Below are 24,437 nucleotides of genomic sequence, written 5' to 3' on the forward strand. Positions count from 1 at the left end.
AAAAAACACCGCACTTTAATACCAACCTGCATAAATCTTTGATCAATTTAACGAATTAAATTGCACTATAACGTCGTTAAAATTTTTTTATTTAGAACAACTAGATACAAAAATTTTTGCCTAGTTCTAGCGTAATTTTCTTAACGTTAAATAGACCCCATATATAAGCAGATTGGTATGATTCAATTCTAACTAACAAACGGAATAATTATGAATAAAGTAACAATGGCAGCTGCAAGTATCGCACTTGCGCTTGGCTTGGTAGGTTGTGGTGAAAAACAACAAGAAACTAAAGTAACCGACACTCCAGTAGTAACAGCACCCGCTGAAAAACCACTAGAGCTTGGTATTGAATTAGCTAATATGGATAGTTCAGTACGCGCACAAGACGATTTTTACTACCATGTAAATGGTCAGTGGTTAGCTAAAACTGAAATACCAGGTGATAAATCTAACTACGGTTCTTTTTCGCAGTTATATGATGAGTCACAAAAAGCGATGAAAATTGCCCTTGAAAACGCAGCCGCGAATAAGGCCGCTAAAAAAGGCAGCGATGAGTATAAAATTGGCGCATTTTATAAAAGCTATATGAATAAAGATGCGCGTAATGAGCTAGGTATTACGCCATTACAACCGTCATTAGATACAATTGATAGCGTTAAATCTAAAGCTGATTTAGTGGGTTTAATGGCTAAAATTCAAAAACAAGGCGGTACTTTACCGTTTGGTTGGTTTGTAAATAACGATGCTAAAAACTCAAGCGAGTATGCATTGTATTTATCTCAGTCGGGTCTTGGTTTACCAGATCGTGATTATTACTTAAAAGATGACGAAAAATTCACTAAAATTCGCGCTTCTTACGAGCAATACATCACTGATGTTTTAGCAAAGTCAGGCGTTAAAAATGCAGCAGAAGCAGCTAAGAGCGTACTTGCATTTGAAAAAACACTAGCTGATGCTCAGTGGAGCCGTGTGCAAAGCCGTGATGCAACTAAATCTTATAATAAGATGACAGTAGCAGATGCAAGCAAGTTGATGGGTGACCTTGATTTAGCTGCATTCTTTAAAGATGCAGGCGTGAGTGCAAGTGACATTATTGTACGTCAACCAAGCTACTTAGAAGCACTTGCTACTATTTACAAAGACACTGATTTAGCGACGTGGAAAAACTACTTAAAATTTCATTTTGTAAGTGGTTATGCAGAACTACTTAGTGAAGATTTAGTTAACCTTAACTTTGACTTTTACAGCACAACACTTCGTGGCGTAGAAGAACAAGCACCTCTTTGGAAGCAAGCGGTTGATGCATCTAACAGTGTACTTGGTGAAATTTTAGGTAAGGTATACGTTAAAGATAACTTCCCGCCAGAAGCTAAAGCACGCATGGAAGAATTAGTTGATAACGTAATTAAAGGTTACGGTGTTGCTATCGAAAATCTTGAGTGGATGAGCCCTGAAACTAAAATTGCAGCGAAAGAAAAATTAGACAAATTTACGCCTAAAATTGGTTACCCAGACACGTGGAAAGATTACTCTGAGCTAAAAATTAACTCAGATGAGCTAGTTGGTAACTACATTCGTTATAGCGAATGGGCATACGCAGATATGATTGCAAAACTGGGTAAACCAGTTGATCGTTCTGAGTGGCACATGACTCCGCAAACAGTAAATGCTTACTACAACCCAGTAAACAACGAAATTGTATTTCCAGCCGCTATATTACAACCACCATTCTTTAATTTAGAAGCGGATGATGCTGTAAACTACGGCGCAATTGGTGCAGTAATTGGGCATGAGCTTGGTCATGGTTTTGACGACCAAGGCGCTAAATACGACGGTGACGGTAACTTACGTAATTGGTGGAGCGAGTCAGATCTTAAGCAATTTGAAGATCGAAGCGCTGCTTTAGTTGCACAGTATAACGAGTACAAACCATTTGAAGATGCAAGTGTTAATGGCGAGCTAACGCTTGGCGAAAACATTGGTGACTTAGGTGGATTAACCGTTGCGCACAAAGCATATATACTATCTTTAGGTGATAAAAAAGCTCCAGTAATTAATGGCTACACAGGCGATCAACGCTTCTTTATGGGGTGGTCACAAATTTGGCGTCGTAAATATCGCGATGAAGCATTACGTAATCGCTTAATGACGGACTCGCATTCACCAAGCCATTACCGTGTAATCGGTATCTTGTCGAATATGCCTGAGTTTTACGAAGCGTTTGACGTAAAAGAAGGCGATAAAATGTATATTAAACCAGAAGATCGCGTAAAAATTTGGTAATTAACTAATTACCCCGATTTAAGGTTAATTAAAAGCCAGTAAGTATTTAGCTTACTGGCTTTTTTATACGCCATAATCATTTTATTTTTTCAGCCTTACTATAAGCGCGGCTATTAACTGCAATTGAATGCGATACCGACTTTTTTGAGATAGTGCTTTTCTTGTTCTAAATCTGCTTGTAGCAGAGTATATTCTTGCAAGTAGCCATCACAAAATTTTATAAATAACCCTGTGCTGCTTGCGCTAATTTCCATGTTTGGCTTTTGACTCGCTTGCCGTTTTTGATTAAATAAAATAGCTAAACGCAAAATAGTAATAAGCTTAAGCACTCGCTGCTGCGAGATGGTTATAAAGTCGGAGAGTTCATTAAGCTTGATTTTTTTACGATAAAAGCGAATAAGCGAGCTCAGTATTAATTGCTCCTGTTGCGTAAAACCAGGTAATTGACTATTAGCAACAATATAGGCACTGTGTTTATTTATGCCTGATGAGTTTATAGATAAACCAATTTCATGCAGTTTTGCCGCCCAAATCAGTAGTGCAATATCATCTTGATTATTAAGTCGCCACGGGCCTTTTAAGCGTTCGTAGAGCCAACTAACCGTGTCAGAAACGCGGATTGCATGGGTTTTATCTACAGTGTATCTGTCGCTTATATTATTGATGGTATTACTGCGAATGTCGTTATCAACCAGTTTTTGCTGCATTTCATGGAGTAACCCTTCACGCAGCGAAAAGTCGCTGTAGGTAAGCTGGGTTATTGCAAACTCTCTAAAAATAGCGATTAGGATGGCAAGGCCACCACAAATACTAAGCTGGCGCTCAGGGGTTAAACCTTCAATTAGCAGGTTATCTATTAGTTGAGCGTTGATAAATTGTTGTTTAAGGTTAATTAAATCGTCGTAAGTTATACAAGATTGATGTGGCTTTTTCGCACTTATCATCGCGAGTATTGCCTTAATTGTACCTGATGTACCAATGACATTTTTCCAGCCTTCGTTTATGTAACTAGCAAAAATAACTTCTATTTCTTGTTCTGCTTTTATTTCAGCTTTATTGAAGTGCTTAGGACTAATTATACCATCAATAAAAAATTGATTTGTGTAACTAACACAACCCATATTACGACTAGTAAGTAGTTTGTGTTGAAAGTGCTGACCGATTATTAATTCTGTACTCCCACCGCCAATATCAATAACAAGACGGTTATCTTCATTATGTAGGTAGTGGGCAACACCTTGATAAATAAGACGAGCTTCTTCTTGTCCTGCAATAACGTTAATATGAAATGGAAATACCTCATTTGCTTGTGCTAAAAAGGCATGGATATTTTTAGCGCGTCTAAAGGTATGGGTTGCCGCTACTTTTACATTACAGGCAGGGAAATCTTGCAGAGTTTTAGCAAACTGTTTTAGCACGACTAAAGCGCGATCAATAGCATACTGGCTTAGTTTTGACTTATCATCGAAGCTATCAGCTAAATACACACGCTGCTTTTCTTTATGTAAAATTTGCAGTGTGCCATCAACTTCACGAGCAACGACTAAATGAAAGCTATTCGAGCCTAAATCGACAGCGGCTATAGATGGGCGATTACTCATTGTTATAATTACTTTCCCATTTTTTTAGATGATCATAAGTCGCTATTTGTGAACGAATTTTTTTACGATTCCCACGTCGCACATAAGTGTTTTTTTGTTCTTTGTCGATTAAGCGTGCTTTTGTGCGGTCTTTAAATTGTAGCTCTAAAATATCAATAATGAGCAGCTTTAATTTAGCGTCTAAAATTGGCACGCCCACTTCAACACGATGATCAAGGTTACGGGTCATCCAATCAGCAGACGAAATATACACTTTGTCCTCGCCGTTATTGCCAAACACCATTACGCGAGGATGCTCTAAAAAACGATCAACAATACTAATCACTCTTATGTTATCGCTAAACTTGGCTACCCCAGGTATTAATGAGCACATACCGCGCACAATAATGCGAATTTTAACGCCACAACGACCAGCATGATAAAGCTTATCAACAAGCTGCTTGTCGACCAAATTATTTACTTTAACGGTAATTTTACCGACAAAACCATTTTCGACGTGTTGAATTTCTTTATCGATTAAATCGAGTAAAGTGTCACGAGCATTGATAGGTGATAGCATTAAGTATTCAAAACTAAAAGGCTTATAGCTGCTTTCTATAAATCTAAATACGCTGTCGCATTCTTCACAGATCCCGACATGTTTCGTGAATAAACTAAAGTCGGTATATATTTTGGCGGTTTTTTCATGAAAATTACCGGTTCCAATATGCGCATACTTTGCTATTTGGCCTTTTTCTTTACGTTGAATAATACACAACTTGCTGTGCACTTTTAACGCGGGTATACCAAAAATTACTTTAATGCCTGCGCTACTTAATATTTTTGCCCATTCAATATTATTTTGTTCATCAAAACGGGCCTTTAGCTCAACCATTACGGTAACTTGTTTGCCATTTTTAGCGGCATTAATCAGTGATGAAATAAGCCGCGATTTACTTGCAACACGATAAATATTAACTTTAATTTGTGTCACTTTAGGATCAAAGGCTGCTTGGCGCACATATTCCAGTAAATGATTAAATGTGTGGTATGGGTAGTAAAGTAAAATATCTCGCTCGGTAATTGCGTCAAATACGCTGGTGTGTTTGTTAAACGCGGTGCTTTGTAATGCAGGTAATGGTTTATTTTCAAGATACTGCCGGCCTACATTAGGGAAGGCAATAAAATCTCTAAAATTACGGTAGCGTCCAGCTGGGATCAGCGCATCATGATGAGTTACATTTAGCCGTTTTTTCATTACTTTAAGCATGCTTTCGGGCATCGTTTCGTCATAGACTAAGCGTACAGGTTCTGCATAAATACGTTGTTTTAATCCTTTGGACATCTTATCCAGCAGACCCTCTTCTAATTCATCATCAAGATTATATTCGGCATCACGGGTAAGCTTAATTGAGTGACCTTGGATAGTTTGAAAACTAAAAAAGCTGCTGAATACGTCATTTAAAAAATATAAAATAACATCATCAAGCATCACAATGGTTTTATGGCGGCGGGTTTTCTCGCTTGGTAAATTTATAAATCTTGGTACACGATCGGTTGGCACTTCGAGCATTGCGTAATGATTTTTCTCGTCACTCATTTCTACAAATAAGTAAGTCATGGTGTCATTTACGTAATCTGAGTAATCTCTATTCTCATCAAGTAAGATTGGGGATATATGTTGTAGGACATTGTCAGTAAAGTAATTTTTTAACCAATTTAAATGAAATTCACTGAGCTTCTCTGGCCTATTTACGTGAATATTATGTGTGGTTAAATCATTTAAGATTTGTTGGTGAATTTGATTAAATTTCTTACCAAGCAGTAATACTTTCTTTTGTATCTGACTTAGTAGTACTTCATCTTCTTCAAAATTAGCATTAGGAAGTTTGCTTAATAAAATACGGCGCTTAACGTCGGCTACACGGACTCTGAAAAACTCATCAAGGTTATTAGAAAAAATACCTAAAAAACGTATGCGCTCAATAATTGGGTTACTTTTGTCTTTAGCTTCTTGCAGCACACGTTCGTTGAACGACAGCCAGCTTAACTCCTTTGAAAAATACTCAATAACGTGGGTGTGTTCTATGTGGGCATTCATACTTCATTCCGCTATTTAATGCTGAATAAAATATAATGTAACTTAATGACATTAAAATGACATGCGTGCCAGCGATGTGGCACACATAAAGGAGTATTATACTTCTTCGGTGTCTACGATTAGATCACTTGTTATTGACTCGAGCGCATCAATAACTTCTTCTTTATTCATTCCATTTGGCAAAGTGACCGTCGCCACAGCGCTAAAAATAGGTACTCCCCAATTAGGTGCGCTTTGTTGTCTTGAATTTAAGTGAGTAATATTAGCCCCTTTATGGCGTATCACACTTGCTAGTTCTTGAACAATACCAGGGCGATCGTTACCTGTAATAACTAGATTAATTTGCTCAAGCGACGATTGTTCAATTTCAGTGTTACCCGCTTCAATGCGTACATCGAGCTTGGGAAGTGCATTGAGTGCGCTTTGTAAGGATTGAAAATGCTCCTCAGCTACTTCAAGTTGAATAATACCTGCAAAGTGACCTAGTAGATGGCTCAAGTTACTACTAAGCCAGTTTCCGTGATTCTCCAATACGACCGAGGAAATATTCTCGACTAATCCAGGGCGGTCTTTCCCTAAAATAGTAATAACCAGTTGTTTCATAAATAATTCTCTTTTTAAGGCCAAAGAAAGTAAATGCGTAGTCACTAAGTGTTTAATTTATCGGTTGTTAAAGTGTAGCTATAAAGTCCTAATTTTAAATTGATAAAAGCGGGATTTAATATACATGCTATGCATTTTCTAAAGCTACGATTGCCTATGTGATACTTTGTGAGTATTGACCTCGATAAATGCTTTGTCCAATTATTTTATAATTTAGTTCACTTATAAGTCACCCATTTGGAGTTTTATTAAGCTAATTGTTTAACTACTTTATTTATAGTTGCTATTAAGAGCTTATTATTACCGCTGTAACATTACTGTCATCTTGATGAAATATAATTTATGCAACGTTAAGATTTAAGGGTGTTTTGATGACTTCCAATCCGAATAAACCGACTTTTAATACGGATCGAAGCCGTCTATTTAAAGATCGGTTTGCCCAATTTGGCATAACCGCAGGCGGGGTAATGGTATTAGTGGCACTGCTATTAATATTCTTTTATCTTCTTTATGTAGTACAACCAATTTTTGAATCAGCTAAAGTTGAAAAGCGTAACAGCTTAAACATTGCTAATGCAGATCAGATTGTCGGTTTAGGCGTTGAAGAGCAAACTGAGGTGGCTTATTTATTAGGTCAACAAGGGCAAGTTGATTTTTATAATATTGAAAAATCAAATTTTGGTAAAAAACTCAAAACCCTCGATGTCATATTGCCAAGCGAAGCAAGTAGTTTTGCAACAAGCGCACCGTTTCAGGGGCAATATGCTTATGGCTTGAAAAACGGCACCGTGGTGGTGGTTGTACCTAAGTTTTTAGTTACCTTTCCAAACAACGAGCGAAAATTAACCCCACGTGTTGATTATCCACTTGGCGAAATGGCATTAGCAGTAGACGAACAAGGAGCGGCAATTAAGCGCTTTGCGTTTAGTCATTATGAAGATAAAACGGCTGTGGTTGCGTTAACCGCAGATAAACGTGTTTTATTCAGCAGCTTTGTGGCTGAAGAAAATATGTTTACCGGAGATGTTGAATGGGTTGTGCAGCGCACTGAACTTGATATCGAAGGCCGTGTAGATGAGCTTCTAATATCACCGGATACAACGCGTACATTTATCCGTTCGGCTAATCAAATTTATGTATATGATACACGCGACCCAAGCGATGTTGAGCAAATACAATTGCTTTCAGCCAACGAAGAACGCGCAAATATAGTGTCTGCTCAATTATTAGCGGGTGCAAATTCGTTAATGCTTGCTAATGATAATGGTGAAGTTTCACAGTGGTTTGAAGTGAATACTGATACTGGCCGAGAGTATCAAAAAATTCGTTCATTCGAGACGAGTAAACAAAATAAACTCAATATATTCACAGAATTTTACCGACGTACATTTTTCACTACCAGCAGTAATGGTGAGTTGGGTGTTTACTACACAACAAGTGAAGCTAAATTATGGCAGGGTAAAGTAAGTGAAGGTGAAATTAAAAACTTTGCAATTGCACCACGCTCTAATGCGGCATTAATTTTAGCAGATGACAAATTAACCGTATTAGAAATACACAATGAACACCCAGAAGTAACGTGGTCAGCACTTTGGCAAGAAGTATGGTATGAAGGTTACCCAGAGCCTGGCTATATTTGGCAATCAACCTCAGCCAGTGATGACTTTGAATCTAAGTTTTCATTAGTGCCAATTTCGTTTGGTACAATTAAGGCCGCATTTTACGCCATGTTATTTGCAGTACCAATTGCATTGTCATCGGCTATTTACACTGCTTACTTTATGTCGAGCGGATTACGTAAAGTTGTTAAACCAACAGTAGAAATAATGGAAGCACTGCCGACTGTTATTTTGGGCTTTTTAGCGGGCCTTTGGTTAGCACCACTGATTGAAGAACATCTACCCGCAATTGTTGGATTGCTCATCTTATTGCCGCTAGGTATTTTAGGTGCTGCATTTGGGTGGACTAAATTGCCAGCCGGTATTCGTCATAAAATTCCTGAAGGCTCTCATTCAATAATCCTTATACCCGTTGTGTTATTTATTGGCTGGTTTTCATTTGCGATGAGCGAAACGATTGAGCTTTGGATGTTTGACGGCAATGTACGTCAATATTTAACAAATGAACTTGGTATGACGTTCGATCAACGTAATTCATTAGTTGTTGGTATTGCGATGGGCTTTGCGGTTATTCCTACTATTTTCTCAATAGCAGAAGATGCTGTGTTTAGTGTACCTAAGCATTTATCAAACGGTTCATTAGCGTTGGGTGCAACTCAGTGGCAAACACTTGTACGTGTTGTATTGCTAACTGCCAGCCCTGGTATTTTTTCCGCCGTAATGATGGGGTTGGGCCGTGCTGTTGGTGAAACAATGATTGTACTGATGGCCACCGGTAATACGCCAATAATGGATTGGAGTATTTTTCAAGGAATGCGGACGCTTGCAGCAAATATTGCAGTTGAAATGCCAGAATCAGAAGTAGGCAGTTCACACTATAGAATATTATTTTTAGCGGCTTTTGTACTATTCATATTCACCTTTATTTTCAACACAATCGCTGAGTTTGTTCGCCAGCAATTGCGTGAAAAATACAGCTCAATGTAAGTGGAGAGACACGACATGGTAAAGCAGTGGTTTAGGTCTGGTTCTCCTTGGATTTGGATGACCGGTGGTGCAGTGAGCATCAGTTTGATTTCAGTGTTAGGTTTATTAGCAATGATAGCCTGGAAGGGATTAAGTTTCTTTTGGCCTTCTGAAGTGATGCAGTATGAGCTTGAAGGCTCTATTGCAAAGCAAACCGTTATTGGTGAAGTTTACGACCGAGAAATGGTACCCAAAGAGCGTTTAGCTGCAACAGGTGTTGATGTATCAGCATTTGATAAAGAAGAGTTTGAGCGTTTACTTATCAAAACAGGTAACCGTGAATACGTCGATTTAGATTTTCGTTGGATACTTGAAACCGATATAAAAGAAAAATCGGCACCAGCGACACTTGCTGTATTTGAGCGTAGTAAAAACGGTAATTTTTATGGTTACCTAGAGAACGTTATTAAAGATGGCAAGCCAGTTGCTGGTGATACCGTTGAGGCTTTACACGAACTTGTTGATCGCGCAGTTGATTTAAATGATGAAGCGCTTGATTTACAAAACGGCGATATTGGCCACATTAACTATGAACTTGAACGCTTACGGTTAAAAGAGAAAGGTTATTTACTTGATAATGAGTTAACCGATGAGCATGTTGCTGAACTTGCTCAAGCGCGTGCTAATTTACGTGCAGAGTATGGCGTACTTGAAAAAGAGTTATTCGCACTGCGTAAACTTGCAAAACGTGACTATGTTACTGTAAAAGATATGCGCGGTGAAATTGTGACTATCCCTATGTATCAGGTACTTGATGTTTGGTTTCCAAATGACATGGGCTTTTTTGCAAAACTAGGTCATTACTTTGTACAGCTAGGCAAGTTTGTATCTGATGATCCGCGTGAAGCAAATACCGAAGGTGGCGTGTTTCCTGCCATATTTGGTACTGTTTTTATGGTTATGCTAATGGCGGTAATAGTAACGCCGTTTGGTGTTGTCGCCGCAATTTACTTACATGAATATGCAGCGAAAAACGCAGTGACGAAAATGATTCGTATTGCAGTTATTAACTTAGCCGGTGTGCCTTCAATTGTATACGGTGTATTTGGCTTAGGCTTTTTTGTTTATATGTTAGGTGGTAGTTTAGACCAATTGTTTTACCCTGAAGCATCGCCAACCCCTGTATTTGGTACGCCAGGTGTAATGTGGTCAGCATTGACATTGGCTATATTAACGCTCCCTGTTGTAATTGTATCGACCGAAGAAGGGTTATCTCGAATTCCAAGCACGGTACGTGATGGTTCATTAGCGCTGGGCGCAACAAAAGTTGAAACGTTATGGCGTATTGTAATTCCAATGGCAAGCCCTGCAATTATGACCGGTTTAATACTCGCTGTTGCGCGCGCCGCAGGTGAAGTTGCACCATTAATGCTGGTGGGTGTGGTAAAAATGGCACCTACATTGCCACTTGATGGTAACTTTCCATATTTTCACTTAGATAGAAAGTTCATGCATTTAGGGTTTCATATTTACGATGTTGGCTTTCAAAGTCCAAATGTTGAAGCAGCGCGACCACTGGTATATGCAACTGCATTTTTATTGGTGTCGGTAATTATAACGCTCAACATAACGGCCATTGGTATACGTAACCATTTACGTGAAAAATTCAGATCGCTTGAACACTAATTAGTAAAGATTTTATAGGTAATAAACATGATTACAGTCGCTACACAAGTAAACCAAGCAAATTTGGGCATGAAGTTAGATTTAGATAATTTAACCGATGAGCAAAAAGCGCTAGAAATTAAAGACCTTGATCTTTACTACGGTGATAAACAAGCGCTTAGTAAAGTGAACATGAGCATCCCAAAAGGCCAAGTAACGGCGTTCATTGGTCCATCGGGTTGTGGTAAATCAACGTTACTGCGTTGTATCAACCGTATGAATGACCTTGTGGATATTTGTCGCATTGAGGGTGAAATATTACTGCATGGACAAAATATTTACGATAAAAGCGTTGATGTTGCTGCGCTTCGCCGTAATGTGGGCATGGTGTTTCAACGCCCTAATCCGTTTCCTAAATCAATTTATGAGAATGTGGTTTATGGTCTACGCTTACAAGGTATTAAAGAAAAGCGCAAACTAGATGAAGTGGTAGAGCAATCACTTCGTGGCGCAGCCCTGTGGGATGAAGTAAAAGATAGATTACACGATAGTGCATTTGGTTTATCGGGTGGTCAGCAACAGCGTTTAGTTATTGCTCGCTCAATTGCGATTGAGCCAGAAGTCCTTTTATTGGATGAGCCGACATCGGCACTCGATCCAATTTCTACTTTGGTAATCGAAGAGCTAATAAACGATTTAAAGAATAAATTTACCGTTGTTATTGTTACACATAACATGCAACAAGCAGCGCGAGTATCTGATCAAACCGCCTTTATGTACATGGGTGAATTAATTGAATACTCAGATACAAATACCTTATTCACAACACCAACGAAGAAAAAGACCGAAGATTATATTACCGGTCGTTACGGTTAATTAGCCTATTACAGCGTGTTGTATAAGATCAAAAGAGAAGGTAATTATGGAACATAACATTAATAAACACATTTCTGGGCGCTTTAACCAAGAACTAGAAAATGTGCGTAATCACGTATTAAGCATGGGTGGCTTAGTTGAGCAACAATTAAGCAGTGCACTTGATGCGGTCAGTCGAAACGATGCAGAGCTTGCGCAAAAAGTCCGTGAAAATGACTACAAAGTAAATGCCATGGAAGTGAACATTGATGAAGAATGTACACGAATTATTGCTCGCCGCCAGCCTGCGGCTAGCGACTTACGTTTAGTAATCGCCATAGCGAAAACAATTGCTGATTTAGAGCGCATTGGTGATGAAGCAAAGCGAATCGCAAAAGTTGCTCTTGATTCATTTACCAAAGATCAACAAGATCTACTCGTAAATATTGAAAACATGGGCCGCCAAGTTTTAAAAATGTTGCATGATGTACTTGATGCATTTGCCCGTATGGATGTGCAACGAGCATTTCAGGTTCACAAGGAAGATGCCAAGGTAGATCGAGAGTATGAAGCCATTACACGTCAAATTATGACTTATATGATGGAAGACCCTCGTTCAATACCAAAAATTATGGACTTAGTTTGGTCTGTTCGTTCGTTAGAGCGTATTGGCGATCGTTGTCAAAATATTGCTGAATACATTATTTATTTTGTAAACGGTAAAGATATTCGTCATACATCTCAAGAAGATATAGAAAAATCACTATAAATTTAACTATTTCATTCTTTTGTATTAAAGCGACCTTGTGTCGCTTTGTGCATTGCAAGCTTTAGTGAAGTAATAAAAAGCGTTCACAATCGTTGTTAATGCTGTAAAATTCATGCTGCAAAGCATATCAATTTGATTAAAGGGTCAGTTATGCCTACAAACGCGTTTTTAGGAGTATTTGCAAAATCTCCTATCAAACCAATGGAAGAACACATAAAGAAAGTTCATCAAGCAAGTAAAGCTTTGATACCTTTCTTTAATCACGTATTTAAAGAAGAGTGGGTACAAGCTGAAGAGCTTCGCATCACTATTCGCAATTTAGAGCGTGAAGCCGATGATATGAAAAGAGATATACGTTTACAGTTACCGCGCGGTTTATTCATGCCGGTAGAGCGTACAGATCTGCTCGAATTAGTAACCCAACAAGATAAAATTGCGAATAAAGCAAAAGACATTGCTGGACGTGTGATTGGTCGTGAAATGACCATTCCAAAAGTTATGCAAGTTGATTTCTTGGCTTATTTAACTCGTTGTGTTGATGCGACAAAACAAGCATCTAAAGCAATTAACGAATTAGAAGAGCTGCTAGAAACAGGCTTTAAAGGTCGTGAAGTGACCTTAGTAGAAAAAATGCTAGTTGAATTGGATGCAATAGAACAAGACACGGACGAAATGCAAATAAAAGTACGCCGCCAACTACGAGATGTAGAAGGTGAGTTAAATCCAATTGATGTGATGTTTTTATACAAAATCATTGAATGGGTTGGCGAGCTTGCAGATATTGCAGAGCGCGTAGGATCACGTCTTGAGCTGATGTTAGCTCGTTAATTTAAAATCAGTTCAAACACGAAAGATTAAGGTTTTACAATGGATATCATTGCATCTTACGGCACGGTATTAATTTTAATTGCCGCAGCAGTCGGCTTTTTTATGGCTTATGGTATTGGCGCGAATGACGTAGCTAACGCCATGGGAACTTCTGTAGGTTCAAAAGCATTAACAATCAAACAGGCTATTTTTATAGCGATGATTTTTGAATTTGCAGGTGCTTATTTAGCTGGTGGTGAGGTTACATCAACAATTCGTAAAGGAATTATTGATGCGGCACCATTTGCAGATATTCCAGAACTTATGGTTCTGGGTATGATTGCTTCTTTATTTGCAGCCGGAACATGGCTATTAATGGCTTCGTTTCTAGGTTGGCCAGTATCAACTACTCACTCAATCATTGGTGCAATCATTGGTTTTGCATTAGTTGCAGTAGGCACTGAGGCAATTCAATGGGATAAAGTAGGTGGTATTGTAGGTAGTTGGATTATAACGCCCGCTATATCTGGTTTTATTGCATACTTAATATTTATGAGTGCGCAAAAACTTATTTTTGATACTGATGCTCCACTTAAAAATGCTAAACGCTACGTACCACTTTATATGGGACTGGCGGGCTTTATTATGGCCTTGGTTACAATTAAAAAAGGCTTAAAGCATGTTGGCGTAGACTTAGGTGCTGTTGAAGGTTATGCACTTTCAATCGCTGTTGCAGTGGTCGTGGCAATTATTGGTAAGATTGCTATTTCTCGCTTAAACATTGATCCTAAAGCCGATAAGCAAATGCAGTTCAACAATGTTGAAAAAGTATTTGCAGTATTAATGGTACTAACAGCCTGTTGTATGGCGTTTGCTCATGGTTCTAATGACGTTGCTAATGCTATTGGTCCACTAGCTGCTGTTGTAAACATTGTTGAAAACAATGGTGAAATTGCTAAGAAAGCCGCTATTGCTTGGTGGATTCTACCGCTTGGTGGTTTTGGTATTGTGGCAGGTCTTGCTATTTTAGGTAAAAAAGTAATTAAAACGATTGGTGAAGGTATTACACATTTAACACCTAGCCGTGGTTTTGCTGCTGAATTAGCTGCCGCTTCAACGGTTGTTATTGCATCAGGCACAGGTATGCCAATCTCTACTACACAAACCTTAGTGGGTGCGGTATTAGGTGTAGGTATGGCGCGTGGTATTGGTGCTCTTAATATGAGTGTTATCAGAAACATTGTAGTTTCTTGGGTAATTACGTTGCCAGTTGGTGCTGCCCTTGCTATTGTTATTTTCTACGTACTAAGAACCGCATTTGGGGTTTAACAAAAAAGTACTCAAAGACTTTTAGCTTGAAAAGATCTCAATGCCCTAGGTGTTGGGGTCTTTTTATTTGTGGAAAGAAAAATGACGAATCTCCCAAGTATTAAACAGTTACAGTATTTGTTGGCTGTTCACCAGTATCAGCATTTTGGCCGTGCAGCGAGTGCGTGCTTTATAGGGCAATCAACTTTAAGCAGTGCGATTCAAAACCTTGAGGAAACACTTGGTTGTCAGCTCATTGAGCGAGAAAATCGTAGCCTTATGTTTACCAGCATTGGTGAGGAAGTAGTAGAACGTGCACGTAGGATTATTAACGACACAATTAGTTTAAAAGAGCTTACTAAAAGCTTTTTAACACCACTGCATGGTAAATTAACCGTTGGTGTAATACCGACTATCGCCAGCTTTATTGCGGCTCCGCTCTATCACTTTTGTAAAGAAACTTTTTGTGATTTAGAACTGGTATTAATAGAAGATACGAGTGATAAGTTACTCGATAAGCTCGAGCATGGACATATTGATTTAGCGTTACTGGCTTTGCCATATGAAACCGACAAGTTTCACACTCAAGTGCTTGCTAAAGATCATTTTAGTTTGGTGCATCATAAAGATTACACACCAGCAAAGGGCGTGGAGGATTTTAATTTACTGCCGGATGCAAGTGTATTTTTACTCGAACGAGAGCACTGTATGACAGGGCATGCGCTCAGTGCGTGTCATTTAAATCGTGCTAGCTGTATTAACCCCTTTGAAGCGGCGAGTTTGCATACATTGCTTAGTATGGTTGAGCATCAGCTTGGTGTGACTTTTTTACCGCAAATGGCGATTAATGCCGGTATTTTGGATAATAAAAACATGATTGCGACCCCTTCGCAAAATGATGCATATAGGGATGTTGGTATATTGTGGCGTAAGACAACTGGGCGTATTCGTGATTTTAAATTGTTTAGCCAGCAACTTGAATCATTCTTAAAGTATCAATGCAGCTTAGATTTTATTAAAAAATAAAGCAGCTACAAAGGCTGCTTTTGATCATGTTTATGACCTTCGAAAGGTTCTAGTTCAGGTAAAAATAATAGGTAAATCCATACGACTAGGTTAAAGTAGGGCACACATCCTAAGACAGTAAATACCTTAACAGGATAGCCTTTAATCGTTGCATATCGATAACATTGATATGCAATAACAAAGTGTATAGCTAATAACAAAGTAACTAATTGCATCATACCTTTCTCCTTAAGATCCTAAGTAGTATCAAACTTAACTACAAAAGCCAGTTATGTACCATTAAGTGGTAATGTCATGTTTTTCAAGTGTAATCCATTAAACAGCATGACATTCGCTGGGTTGTGAGTAGAGTATAGGCAATAAAGACAATAATGACAGCAATAAAATGCTTAAAATTGTTTAATTTTACGAATTATTAGCTAGGTGATTGTTGATAAAAAACTTTATTACTTAAAATATTTTCAAGCTCAGCTTTAACTTTTTCGATGGGTATTGGGCGAGCTATAAAGTAGCCTTGACCATAATCTACGCCAATCTCTTTTAGTGCATAAAAGATCTCTTTATTTTCAACATATTCAGCTACAGAGAGTTTGTCGAGAGAGCTACTTATGTCATTGATTGCTTTTACTAGGGCTAAATCAATAGGATCATTTAGCATATCACGTACAAAGGAGCCATCAATTTTAACATGCTGCGCGGGAAGTTGTTTAAGATAGTTAAACGTACTAAAGCCAGTACCAAAATCATCTATTGAAAAGTGGCAGCCTAGGTTATTCAGCTTTTCGATCATTTTACGCGTTGCTTTTAAATTATTTATACTTGCTGACTCAGTAATCTCAAAAATAATACGGGTAGGAGATACTTGGTACTTTTCTAAATTTGATTCAATAAGCGGTAATAATCGTTCATCTAAAAAAGACTGAGCAGATAAGTTAATAGCAACTTGCTTTAATTCTGGATGTTTCGCAACGCAAGAAACTGTGTTACGTATAACGCATTGATCCATCAAAAAAGTATCGTTTAGCATTTCAAGAGAAGGAATAAATTGGTCAGGATATACGAGTTTATTATTGAGTTTTAAGCGCAGTAGAACTTCAAAATAGGCTACTTTATTCTCTTTAAAGTCCCATATAGGCTGATAGTGAAGCTCTATATTATTTTGCTGTAATGCTTGGCGTATTTCATGGCCCCACTCTAAACCTGTTTGTAATGTATTGTTTTGCTTATCTTCTTTTGAATAGCAGTGAACTAAGTTACGACCTAAGTTTTTAGCAATATATAAAGCAATGTCGGCTTGTTTTAAACACTCATTAGGGTCACAATTTTTTGATGTTATTTGAGCTAAACCAATAGAGCAACTTATAGTATAAACTTGGTCGCCAGACATAAATGCATGTTTTTCTATTGCACTGCACACTCCCTCTGCTACTAAGTGAGCCTCAAGCAAGTTCATATTTGTTAGTATTACGGCAAATTCATCGCCACCAATACGACAAACTAGATGATCACCACCAATATTATCTTTAAAAAGCTCAGCGACTTCTTTTAAAACAACATCGCCTTGATGATGCCCTTTGCTGTCGTTTATTATTTTGAAATGGTCAAGATCAATATAGATCAATGCGTGTTCAATATTAGTATGAGTCTTATCAGGCAAGCAAATTTGGTTAAGTTGTTGATCAAAATAATAGCGATTGTGCAGTCCCGTTAATGTGTCGTGTAATGCTAAATGACGCAGCTGTAATTCTGCTTGTTTTCGTTCATGGATATTATCGATTGTTGCAGTAATTGTCGCATTATTACGACTATTTTTAATCAGCTGAAGCCTGCATTCAACCCAAATTTCATTCCCATTTTTATGATTTATTTTTATTTCAATTTGTTGTTGCTGATCACCGCCATGGAGAATATTGCTTACTGTATTTTGTAGTTTTTGCTGGCATTCATTTGTACAAAAATCAGTGAGAGAGCGTTGCAGTGAATACTTCACGCCAAAGCCACTGAGTGTCTCCCATGCTGGGTTAATGAAGCGAATAAGGCCTTGTTGATCTAGTTCAAGGACAACCGTATTTAAGTGCAATAAAATACGTTGATGAGCTGAAAATAACTCTTTGTATTTTACTTCACTCAAACTTAATTGCTCAACTTTGTTGGCAAACTCAGCGTAACTCACCATAAAATCTTCTCGACGTGCTGCGTGATCACATACTTTGTTTAAAAATGAAGGGTCGTAGGGGGCGCGGATAAAATCGGTAACGCCTGACAGCAAAAGCTGTTCTGCATAGTCTGCATCTGCGTTATCTATAATCGTTACAATCGCTTGCTTAGGGTTATGCTGTAAAATATCTTCTACTAATATGCTTGATATTTCAGCCCTATTTGCTGTTGCATCGAGTAACACAATTGAAAACTGCTGCTGATAATAAGCACTAAGCGCCTCTTTACTTGTGGTTACATGAGTAATTGCAAAGTTTAGTTTGAGTTGTTCGCTAATATCATTGGCTTTACTTTGCTGAGGTTCTAATAGTAATAGATTTAAGCGACTGCTTTTTTCTAAGTGTGTTGACAGCACATTAGCCAAAACTTGTGGCAACATATCTTGATGCTCAAAAGGCAGTACCGCATCAATACCATAGCTACGGGCGGTCGTTTCGGCTATTCGCTCACAGTAGATAGGGGGAGTTAGTAATATAGGTGTGTTTTTTGTGGTTTTTAATAAACCAGAACGGATCATTCGAGAAAAACGCCAGCCATCAATTTTACCTACATTCAGCCCTGTAATAATAATATCTACAGGTTGTTGCTTTAAGATTTTTAAGGCTTCCTGACTGTCTTGGACTTCAATAAAAGTAAACACATTTAAGCTATCTAAAGTGGCACGAATAGTGCGACGCTCAGCACTACTTGCATTTAATATTAGCAACTTAAGCCGTTTTGCCACGTATTATTACCCCTACAAAAACTTATAATTATTTAACCGAGTTAGAGTAATGACATTTCTTTACAAGAACAAGAAGATTTAACCTAAGTATAGACACTATTGGATTTTTGAGGTTGAAATTACACATTTCCCTTGTTTTTATACACAATAGAATATTGTTTAATTTATATAAGTAACCGAACTTAAGACATAGATTACTCGGTTTTTATTTATTGCCACAAAATAGTAGCTGCAGCTATTGCCAAATACCTTTAAATCCACCGAAATTAGGCTGATTTCTTGAGCTTAATACACGATAGATATACACTTGGCGCGATTTTAAATGATGTGGATAACCAATTATGCGCGTGGCTGACTTTAGCTTTGACTTACCTGATGAATTAATTGCTCGCTTTCCTAAAACGGATCGAACGAGTAGCCGCTTACTCAAGCTTGATGGCCCAAGTGGCGAGATTGAGCACAAAGTTTTTAGTGACATACTTGAATTAGTTAATGAAAATGACTTATTAGTTTTTAATAACACCAGAGTGATCCCTGCGCGTATGTTTGGCCAAAAAGCATCGGGTGGTAAAGTTGAGGTTTTAGTTGAGCGCGTACTTGATGAGCATCGCGTGTTGGCGCATGTTCGAGCAAGTAAGTCATTAAAGCCTGGTAACGAAGTGATCCTCGAAGGTAAAGCTAAAGCAATAATGGTGGCGCGTCACGACACCTTATTCGAACTTGAATTTGATCATAGCCAAAATGTGCTCGATATATTAAATGATATTGGGCATATGCCATTACCACCTTATATTGATCGCCCTGATAATGAAGCCGACCGCGAGCGCTATCAAACGGTTTACGGTGAAAAACCAGGTGCTGTTGCAGCGCCCACTGCAGGCTTACATTTTGATAAACAACTAATGGCTGCGTTAAAAGAAAAAGGCGTACAAATGGCATTTGTTACCTTGCATGTTGGCGCAGGGACATTTCAGCCAGTGCGTGTAGAGACGATTGACGAACATGTAATGCACTCTGAATACATTGAAGTACCACAAGATGTTGTAGACGCCGTTGCACAAACTAAAGCAAACGGCGGGCGAGTGATCGCTGTTGGTACAACGTCAATGCGTTCACTCGAATCTGCTGCAAAAATACATGGTGGCAAGCTCGATACTTACTTTGGTGATACCGATATATTTATTTATCCGGGTTATCAGTTTAACGTAGTGGATGCCATGGTTACTAATTTCCACCTACCAGAATCAACGCTTATTATGTTAGTGAGTGCCTTTAGCGGCCAAGAGAACATAATGGGGGCTTATAACACCGCAATTGAACAACAATATCGCTTTTTTAGTTACGGTGATGCGATGTTTTTAACACGTAAATATTAAATTTTTAGTAAAAATAACTACAAACCCCAGCACATTGTTGGGGTTTGTGTTTACGATAGTAAATCAGCATCGAATTTACCGTAGCTAATAGTATTAACTTAGCAAAAAGGGTAGAATCGAGCGGTTAAATTATAGCTTGTTGGACTGTTTTTCTGACATTGAGGATGATATGAAATTTGAATTAGACCGTACAGACGGAAAAGCGCGCCGTGGCCGCTTGATTTTTGACCGTGGTGTAATAGAAACACCCGCGTTTATGCCTGTAGGTACCTACGGTACTGTTAAAGGTATGACGCCGGATGAAGTAAAAGCAACGGGTGCACAAATTTGCTTAGGGAATACTTTTCACCTAATGCTTCGCCCAGGTACTGAAATCATCAAACAACACGGTGATTTACATGACTTTATGAATTGGGACTTCCCAATTCTAACTGACTCGGGCGGTTTTCAAGTATTCAGCCTTGGTGCTATGCGTAAAATTACCGAAGAAGGGGTGCTGTTTAGTTCACCTGTTAACGGTGAAAAAATTATGATGTCGCCAGAAAAATCAATGGAAGTACAGCGTGATTTAGGATCTGATATTGTCATGATATTTGACGAATGTACGCCGTATCCTGCGACTGAAAAAGAAGCTAAAGACTCTATGGAGTTATCGCTTCGTTGGGCTAAGCGTTCAAAAGAAGGGCATGGCGACAATCCATCTGCGTTATTTGGTATTATTCAAGGTGGTATGTACCCAGAATTACGTGCACAATCACAAGCCGGTCTTGAAAAAATTGGTTTTGATGGTTATGCATTAGGTGGCCTATCTGTAGGTGAACCTAAAAACGAAATGATGAATATTCTTGATCATTGTGCGTTTAAAATGCCAGAAGACAAACCTCGTTATTTAATGGGGGTTGGCAAACCTGAAGATTTAGTTGAGTCAGTGCGTCGTGGTATTGATATGTTTGATTGTGTTATGCCAACGCGTAATGCGCGTAACGGTCATTTATTTATTACCACGGGCGTTGTTAAAATTCGTAACGCTGTGCATAAAACAGACACCGGACCATTAGATCCAGAGTGTGATTGCCATACCTGTGGAAACTATTCGCGTGCCTACTTACATCACCTTGATAAGTGTAATGAAATTTTAGGTGCTCGACTAAATACAATTCATAACTTACGTTACTATCAACGTGTTATGGAAGGTTTACGTAACGCGATCAGCGAAGGTAAATTAGAAGAATTTGTACAAGATTTTTATGCTCGCCGAGGCCAAGAAGTGCCAGAGCTGGCTGATATAAAAAATTAAACTTTAAAATTATAGAGGAAGTATCATGAGTTTATTTATTTCAAATGCACAAGCAAGTACTGGCGCAGCAGCTGCCGGCGGCGGAACTATGCAAATGCTAATTATGTTAGCTATTTTTGGTTTAGTTTTTTACTTTTTGATTTATCGTCCACAAGCGAACCGTGTTAAAGAGCACAAAAGCTTGATGAATGCGATGGCAAAAGGTGACGAAGTGCTAACCCAAGGTGGCTTAGTCGGTAAAATCGTTAAGATTTCTGAAGATAAAGATTTCATCGTTATCTCTTTAAATGAACAAGCAGAAGTAACAGTACAAAAATCGTCTGTATCTGCAGTATTGCCAAAAGGCACAATGAAGTCACTATAAAAATAATAAGGACGACCCCGTGTTAAACAAGTTTCCAGTTTGGAAGTATTTACTTGTTTTAGCTGTGGTAGCCATTGGCCTTTTATATGCCTCTCCAAACTTGTATGGTCGCGATCCGGCTATACAAGTTTCAGGTGCTAAAGGCGCTGATGTCGATCTCAGTGTTGTAGACAAAGTAAACGCAATCTTAAAAAAACATAATGTAACCGCTAAATCGACAATACTTGAAGATGGGCAAATTTTAGTTCGTTTAAAAAATGTTGAAGAACAGCTAAAAGCGCAAGATTTACTGCGTGACTCGTTAAGCGATGATTATATTTCTGCTATTAATATGGCACCAGCTCAACCAGCTTGGTTAAAAGCGGTGGGTGGTAACCCAATGAAGCTAGGTCTTGATTTAAGTGGTGGTGTACATTTCACCATGGAAATCGATATGGCGACAGCGGTTGATAACCAACTTGAGCAAATGGAACAAGATTTTCGTAGTGATCTGCGCGAAGAAAAATTACGCTACCGCAGTGTTCGCCGTGTAGCTGGCTCAGAGCGTATGCGTGTAGAAATGCGTACCGAGGCGGATAAAGACGCGGCAGAAAGCTTCTTGGAGACTCGCTACCCACTAAACGTTTATATTGATGATAGCAGCAACGATAACGCATTTTTTGCGACAATGAGTGAGCAAAAACTCAAAGAAATTCGTGATTACGCTATTAAGCAAAATGAAACGATTATTCGTAACCGTATCAACCAAATTGGTGTTGCAGAACCAAACGTACAGCGCCAAGGTGCTGAGCGTATCATTGTTCAACTGCCAGGTATTCAAGATACAGCCCGCGCTAAAGAAATTTTAGGTGCGACGGCAACGCTCGAATTTCGTGAAGTAGACGAAAACGCAGATGTGAGCGCGGCTGCTCAAGGTCGTATTCCGCCAGGTACTGAAATGATCATGAGTCGTGACGGTTACCCTGTTGTACTTAAAAAACGCATTATCCTAGAAGGCAGCCACATTACTGGTGCGCAATCTGGCGCAGATGAATATCAACGTCCACAAGTAAGCATTTCGCTAGATAGCAAAGGTGGGGCAAAAATGAATGCCTTTACCAAACGCGCTATTGGTAAGCGTATGGCAACGGTATTTATTGAATATAAACCATCAGGTAAAAAAGATGCAGACGGTAAAGCACTTCCACCTATTAAGGTAGAAGAAGTAATAAACGTAGCAACAATTCAAGCTCGCCTTGATCGCTCGTTCCGTATTACGGGTATTGATAACCCTGCTGAAGCGCATAACTTAAGTTTACTACTTCGTGCTGGTGCGCTTGTAGCGCCAATTCAAATTGTTGAAGAACGCACGGTAGGACCAAGCTTAGGCCAAGAAAACATTGAAGCAGGTATGACTGCGGTTGCACTTGGTTTTGCGTTTGTACTGGTGTTTATGCTTGTGTACTACAAAGGCTTTGGTATGGTGGCAAACCTTGCACTTGCGGCTAACTTAGTACTGATTGTAGGTGTTATGTCGTTAATTCCAGGTGCTACGCTTACTTTGCCAGGTATTGCCGGTATTGTACTAACAGTTGGTATGGCTGTTGATGCTAACGTGCTTATTTTTGAACGCATTCGTGAAGAGCTGGCCGATGGCCGCAGCCCTCAACAGGCGATTCATTTTGGTTACGATAGTGCCTTTAGCACTATTTTTGATGCCAACATCACTACATTAATCGCTGCCATTATATTGTTCGCAGTAGGCACCGGCCCAATAGCAGGCTTTGCGGTTACGCTTGCGATTGGTATTTTAACTTCAATGTTTACAGCTATTGTTGGCACCCGTGCGATAATCAACTTGTTTGTTGGCGGTAAACGCATTGAAAAACTTTCTATTTAAGGAGCAGACATGCAAATTTTAAGTTTGGGTACTCGAACCCTTCGTTTCATGTCTCTTCGAAAAGTGGCTATGGGCTTTTCGACGTTATTAATTTTAGCGTCGTTTGCATCAATTTTTGTTAAAGGCTTAAACTTTGGTTTAGATTTTACCGGCGGTACTGCGGTAGAAGTTGGTTTTTCACAGCCAGCTGATCTTAAAAAAGTACGTGATGCGCTAGCTGATAACGGTTTTGCTGATGCATCGGTACAACTGTTTGGTTCAAGCCAAGAGATTTTGGTTCGATTAGCACCACGCGGCAGTGATGTAAAAGCGGAAGTAATTGGTAACCAAGTAATCGATGCACTTAAAAAAGCAGACGACAGCGTAGTAATGCGCCGTATTGAGTTTGTTGGCCCAAGTGTAGGTGAAGACTTAAAAGAGCAGGGTGGCTTGGCCATGTTAACTGCGCTTATTTGTATCTTGATCTATGTTGCATTTCGCTTTGAATGGCGCTTTGCTGTGGGTGCGGTAGGTGCACTATTACATGATGTTATTATTACTGTAGGTTTGTTTTCTGTATTAGGTTTAGAGTTTGATTTAACTATATTAGCGGCAATCCTTGCGGTAATTGGTTATTCACTTAACGATACTATTGTTGTATCGGACCGTATTCGTGAAAACTTCCGTAAAGTACGCATCGACGATACCGTTGAAATTATTGATATTTCACTTACGCAAACACTTAACCGTACACTTGTAACATCAATCACCACTATTTTAGTATTGATTGCCTTGTTTGCATGGGGCGGACAAACTATCCACGGTTTTGCAACTGCATTGCTGTTTGGTGTGTTTATTGGTACTTATTCTTCAATTTATGTAGCCAGCTCGGTTGCTCTTGCAATGGGCGTAAGCAAAGAAGATTTAATACCAGAAGTAATTGAAAAAGAAGGCGCAGACCAAGACGCTATGCCGTAATGGATTTGTAACTGCTTTATAAAAAAACCGCTCCTTGA

18 protein-coding genes are annotated in these 24,437 nt (G+C 38.9%); 13 read left to right on the forward strand and 5 right to left on the reverse strand.

Going from position 1 to position 24,437, the window contains the following annotated elements; genetic code table 11:
• Positions 1–210: 210 nt before the first annotated feature.
• Positions 211–2,286, forward strand: a complete 2,076-nt coding sequence (locus CWB66_RS01730; RefSeq protein WP_138584103.1) for a M13 family metallopeptidase — start codon at positions 211–213, stop codon at positions 2,284–2,286.
• A gap of 113 nt (positions 2,287–2,399) precedes the next feature.
• Here the strand turns inward: CWB66_RS01730 and CWB66_RS01735 are convergent, their stop codons facing one another.
• The 3 genes from CWB66_RS01735 to CWB66_RS01745 all read right to left on the reverse strand — a co-directional run bounded on the left by CWB66_RS01735 (position 2,400) and on the right by CWB66_RS01745 (position 6,570).
• Positions 2,400–3,887: a Ppx/GppA phosphatase family protein gene (locus CWB66_RS01735; RefSeq protein WP_138584104.1), complete on the reverse strand. Its 1,488-nt coding sequence runs from the start codon at positions 3,885–3,887 to the stop codon at positions 2,400–2,402.
• On the reverse strand, positions 3,880–5,967 hold the full coding sequence (gene ppk1 / locus CWB66_RS01740) for a polyphosphate kinase 1 (protein ID WP_138584105.1): 2,088 nt from the start codon (positions 5,965–5,967) through the stop codon (positions 3,880–3,882). Before ppk1 ends, CWB66_RS01735 begins: the two co-directional genes overlap by 8 nt.
• 96 nt (positions 5,968–6,063) lie before the next feature.
• Entirely contained in the window at positions 6,064–6,570 is a 507-nt protein-coding gene (locus tag CWB66_RS01745) for a glycine cleavage system transcriptional repressor (RefSeq protein ID WP_077536839.1), read from the reverse strand.
• A gap of 371 nt (positions 6,571–6,941) precedes the next feature.
• On the opposite strand from CWB66_RS01745, the gene CWB66_RS01750 reads away from it, so the two are divergent.
• The 7 genes from CWB66_RS01750 (at position 6,942) to CWB66_RS01780 (ending at position 15,585) form a co-directional block, all read left to right on the forward strand.
• On the forward strand, positions 6,942–9,176 hold the full coding sequence (locus CWB66_RS01750; RefSeq protein ID WP_138584106.1) for an ABC transporter permease subunit: 2,235 nt from the start codon (positions 6,942–6,944) through the stop codon (positions 9,174–9,176).
• 15 nt (positions 9,177–9,191) lie between these two features.
• Positions 9,192–10,841 carry a phosphate ABC transporter permease PstA gene (pstA, locus tag CWB66_RS01755; protein WP_138584107.1) on the forward strand — a complete coding sequence of 550 codons (1,650 nt, stop codon included), beginning with the start codon at positions 9,192–9,194 and terminating at the stop codon, positions 10,839–10,841.
• Between the two features lie 27 nt (positions 10,842–10,868).
• On the forward strand, positions 10,869–11,696 hold the full coding sequence (gene pstB, locus CWB66_RS01760) for a phosphate ABC transporter ATP-binding protein PstB (RefSeq protein ID WP_138584108.1): 828 nt from the start codon (positions 10,869–10,871) through the stop codon (positions 11,694–11,696).
• 46 nt (positions 11,697–11,742) lie between these two features.
• Positions 11,743–12,444: a phosphate signaling complex protein PhoU gene (phoU, locus tag CWB66_RS01765; RefSeq protein WP_077536843.1), complete on the forward strand. Its 702-nt coding sequence runs from the start codon at positions 11,743–11,745 to the stop codon at positions 12,442–12,444.
• Positions 12,445–12,594: 150 nt separating this feature from the next.
• Positions 12,595–13,272, forward strand: a complete 678-nt coding sequence (locus CWB66_RS01770; RefSeq protein WP_077536844.1) for a TIGR00153 family protein — start codon at positions 12,595–12,597, stop codon at positions 13,270–13,272.
• A gap of 39 nt (positions 13,273–13,311) precedes the next feature.
• Positions 13,312–14,580: an inorganic phosphate transporter gene (locus tag CWB66_RS01775; protein ID WP_138584109.1), complete on the forward strand. Its 1,269-nt coding sequence runs from the start codon at positions 13,312–13,314 to the stop codon at positions 14,578–14,580.
• Positions 14,581–14,661: 81 nt separating this feature from the next.
• Complete coding sequence (locus CWB66_RS01780) at positions 14,662–15,585, forward strand: hydrogen peroxide-inducible genes activator (protein WP_138584110.1); 924 nt, start codon at positions 14,662–14,664, stop codon at positions 15,583–15,585.
• A gap of 5 nt (positions 15,586–15,590) precedes the next feature.
• Here the strand turns inward: CWB66_RS01780 and CWB66_RS01785 are convergent, their stop codons facing one another.
• Both CWB66_RS01785 and CWB66_RS01790 read right to left on the reverse strand, forming a co-directional pair.
• Positions 15,591–15,803 (reverse strand): hypothetical protein, encoded by a 213-nt coding sequence (locus tag CWB66_RS01785; protein WP_077536847.1) that lies wholly within the window; start codon positions 15,801–15,803, stop codon positions 15,591–15,593.
• Positions 15,804–16,000: 197 nt separating this feature from the next.
• On the reverse strand, positions 16,001–18,526 hold the full coding sequence (locus tag CWB66_RS01790; protein WP_138584111.1) for an EAL domain-containing protein: 2,526 nt from the start codon (positions 18,524–18,526) through the stop codon (positions 16,001–16,003).
• 341 nt (positions 18,527–18,867) lie between these two features.
• On the opposite strand from CWB66_RS01790, the gene queA reads away from it, so the two are divergent.
• The 5 genes from queA (at position 18,868) to secF (ending at position 24,399) form a co-directional block, all read left to right on the forward strand.
• On the forward strand, positions 18,868–19,902 hold the full coding sequence (queA, locus tag CWB66_RS01795) for a tRNA preQ1(34) S-adenosylmethionine ribosyltransferase-isomerase QueA (RefSeq protein WP_138584112.1): 1,035 nt from the start codon (positions 18,868–18,870) through the stop codon (positions 19,900–19,902).
• A 169-nt stretch (positions 19,903–20,071) separates the two neighbouring features.
• Complete coding sequence (tgt, locus tag CWB66_RS01800; RefSeq protein ID WP_138584113.1) at positions 20,072–21,199, forward strand: tRNA guanosine(34) transglycosylase Tgt; 1,128 nt, start codon at positions 20,072–20,074, stop codon at positions 21,197–21,199.
• Between the two features lie 25 nt (positions 21,200–21,224).
• Positions 21,225–21,563 (forward strand): preprotein translocase subunit YajC, encoded by a 339-nt coding sequence (gene yajC / locus CWB66_RS01805; RefSeq protein WP_007375993.1) that lies wholly within the window; start codon positions 21,225–21,227, stop codon positions 21,561–21,563.
• A 19-nt stretch (positions 21,564–21,582) separates the two neighbouring features.
• Entirely contained in the window at positions 21,583–23,442 is a 1,860-nt protein-coding gene (gene secD / locus CWB66_RS01810) for a protein translocase subunit SecD (RefSeq protein ID WP_138584114.1), read from the forward strand.
• Positions 23,443–23,451: 9 nt separating this feature from the next.
• The gene (gene secF / locus CWB66_RS01815) at positions 23,452–24,399 is read left to right on the forward strand and encodes a protein translocase subunit SecF (RefSeq protein WP_138584115.1); all 948 of its coding nucleotides are present in this window, start codon (positions 23,452–23,454) and stop codon (positions 24,397–24,399) included.
• Positions 24,400–24,437 lie beyond the last annotated feature (38 nt).

Origin of the sequence: Pseudoalteromonas sp. S558 (assembly GCF_005886635.1) — a bacterium.
GTDB lineage: Bacteria > Pseudomonadota > Gammaproteobacteria > Enterobacterales > Alteromonadaceae > Pseudoalteromonas > Pseudoalteromonas aliena.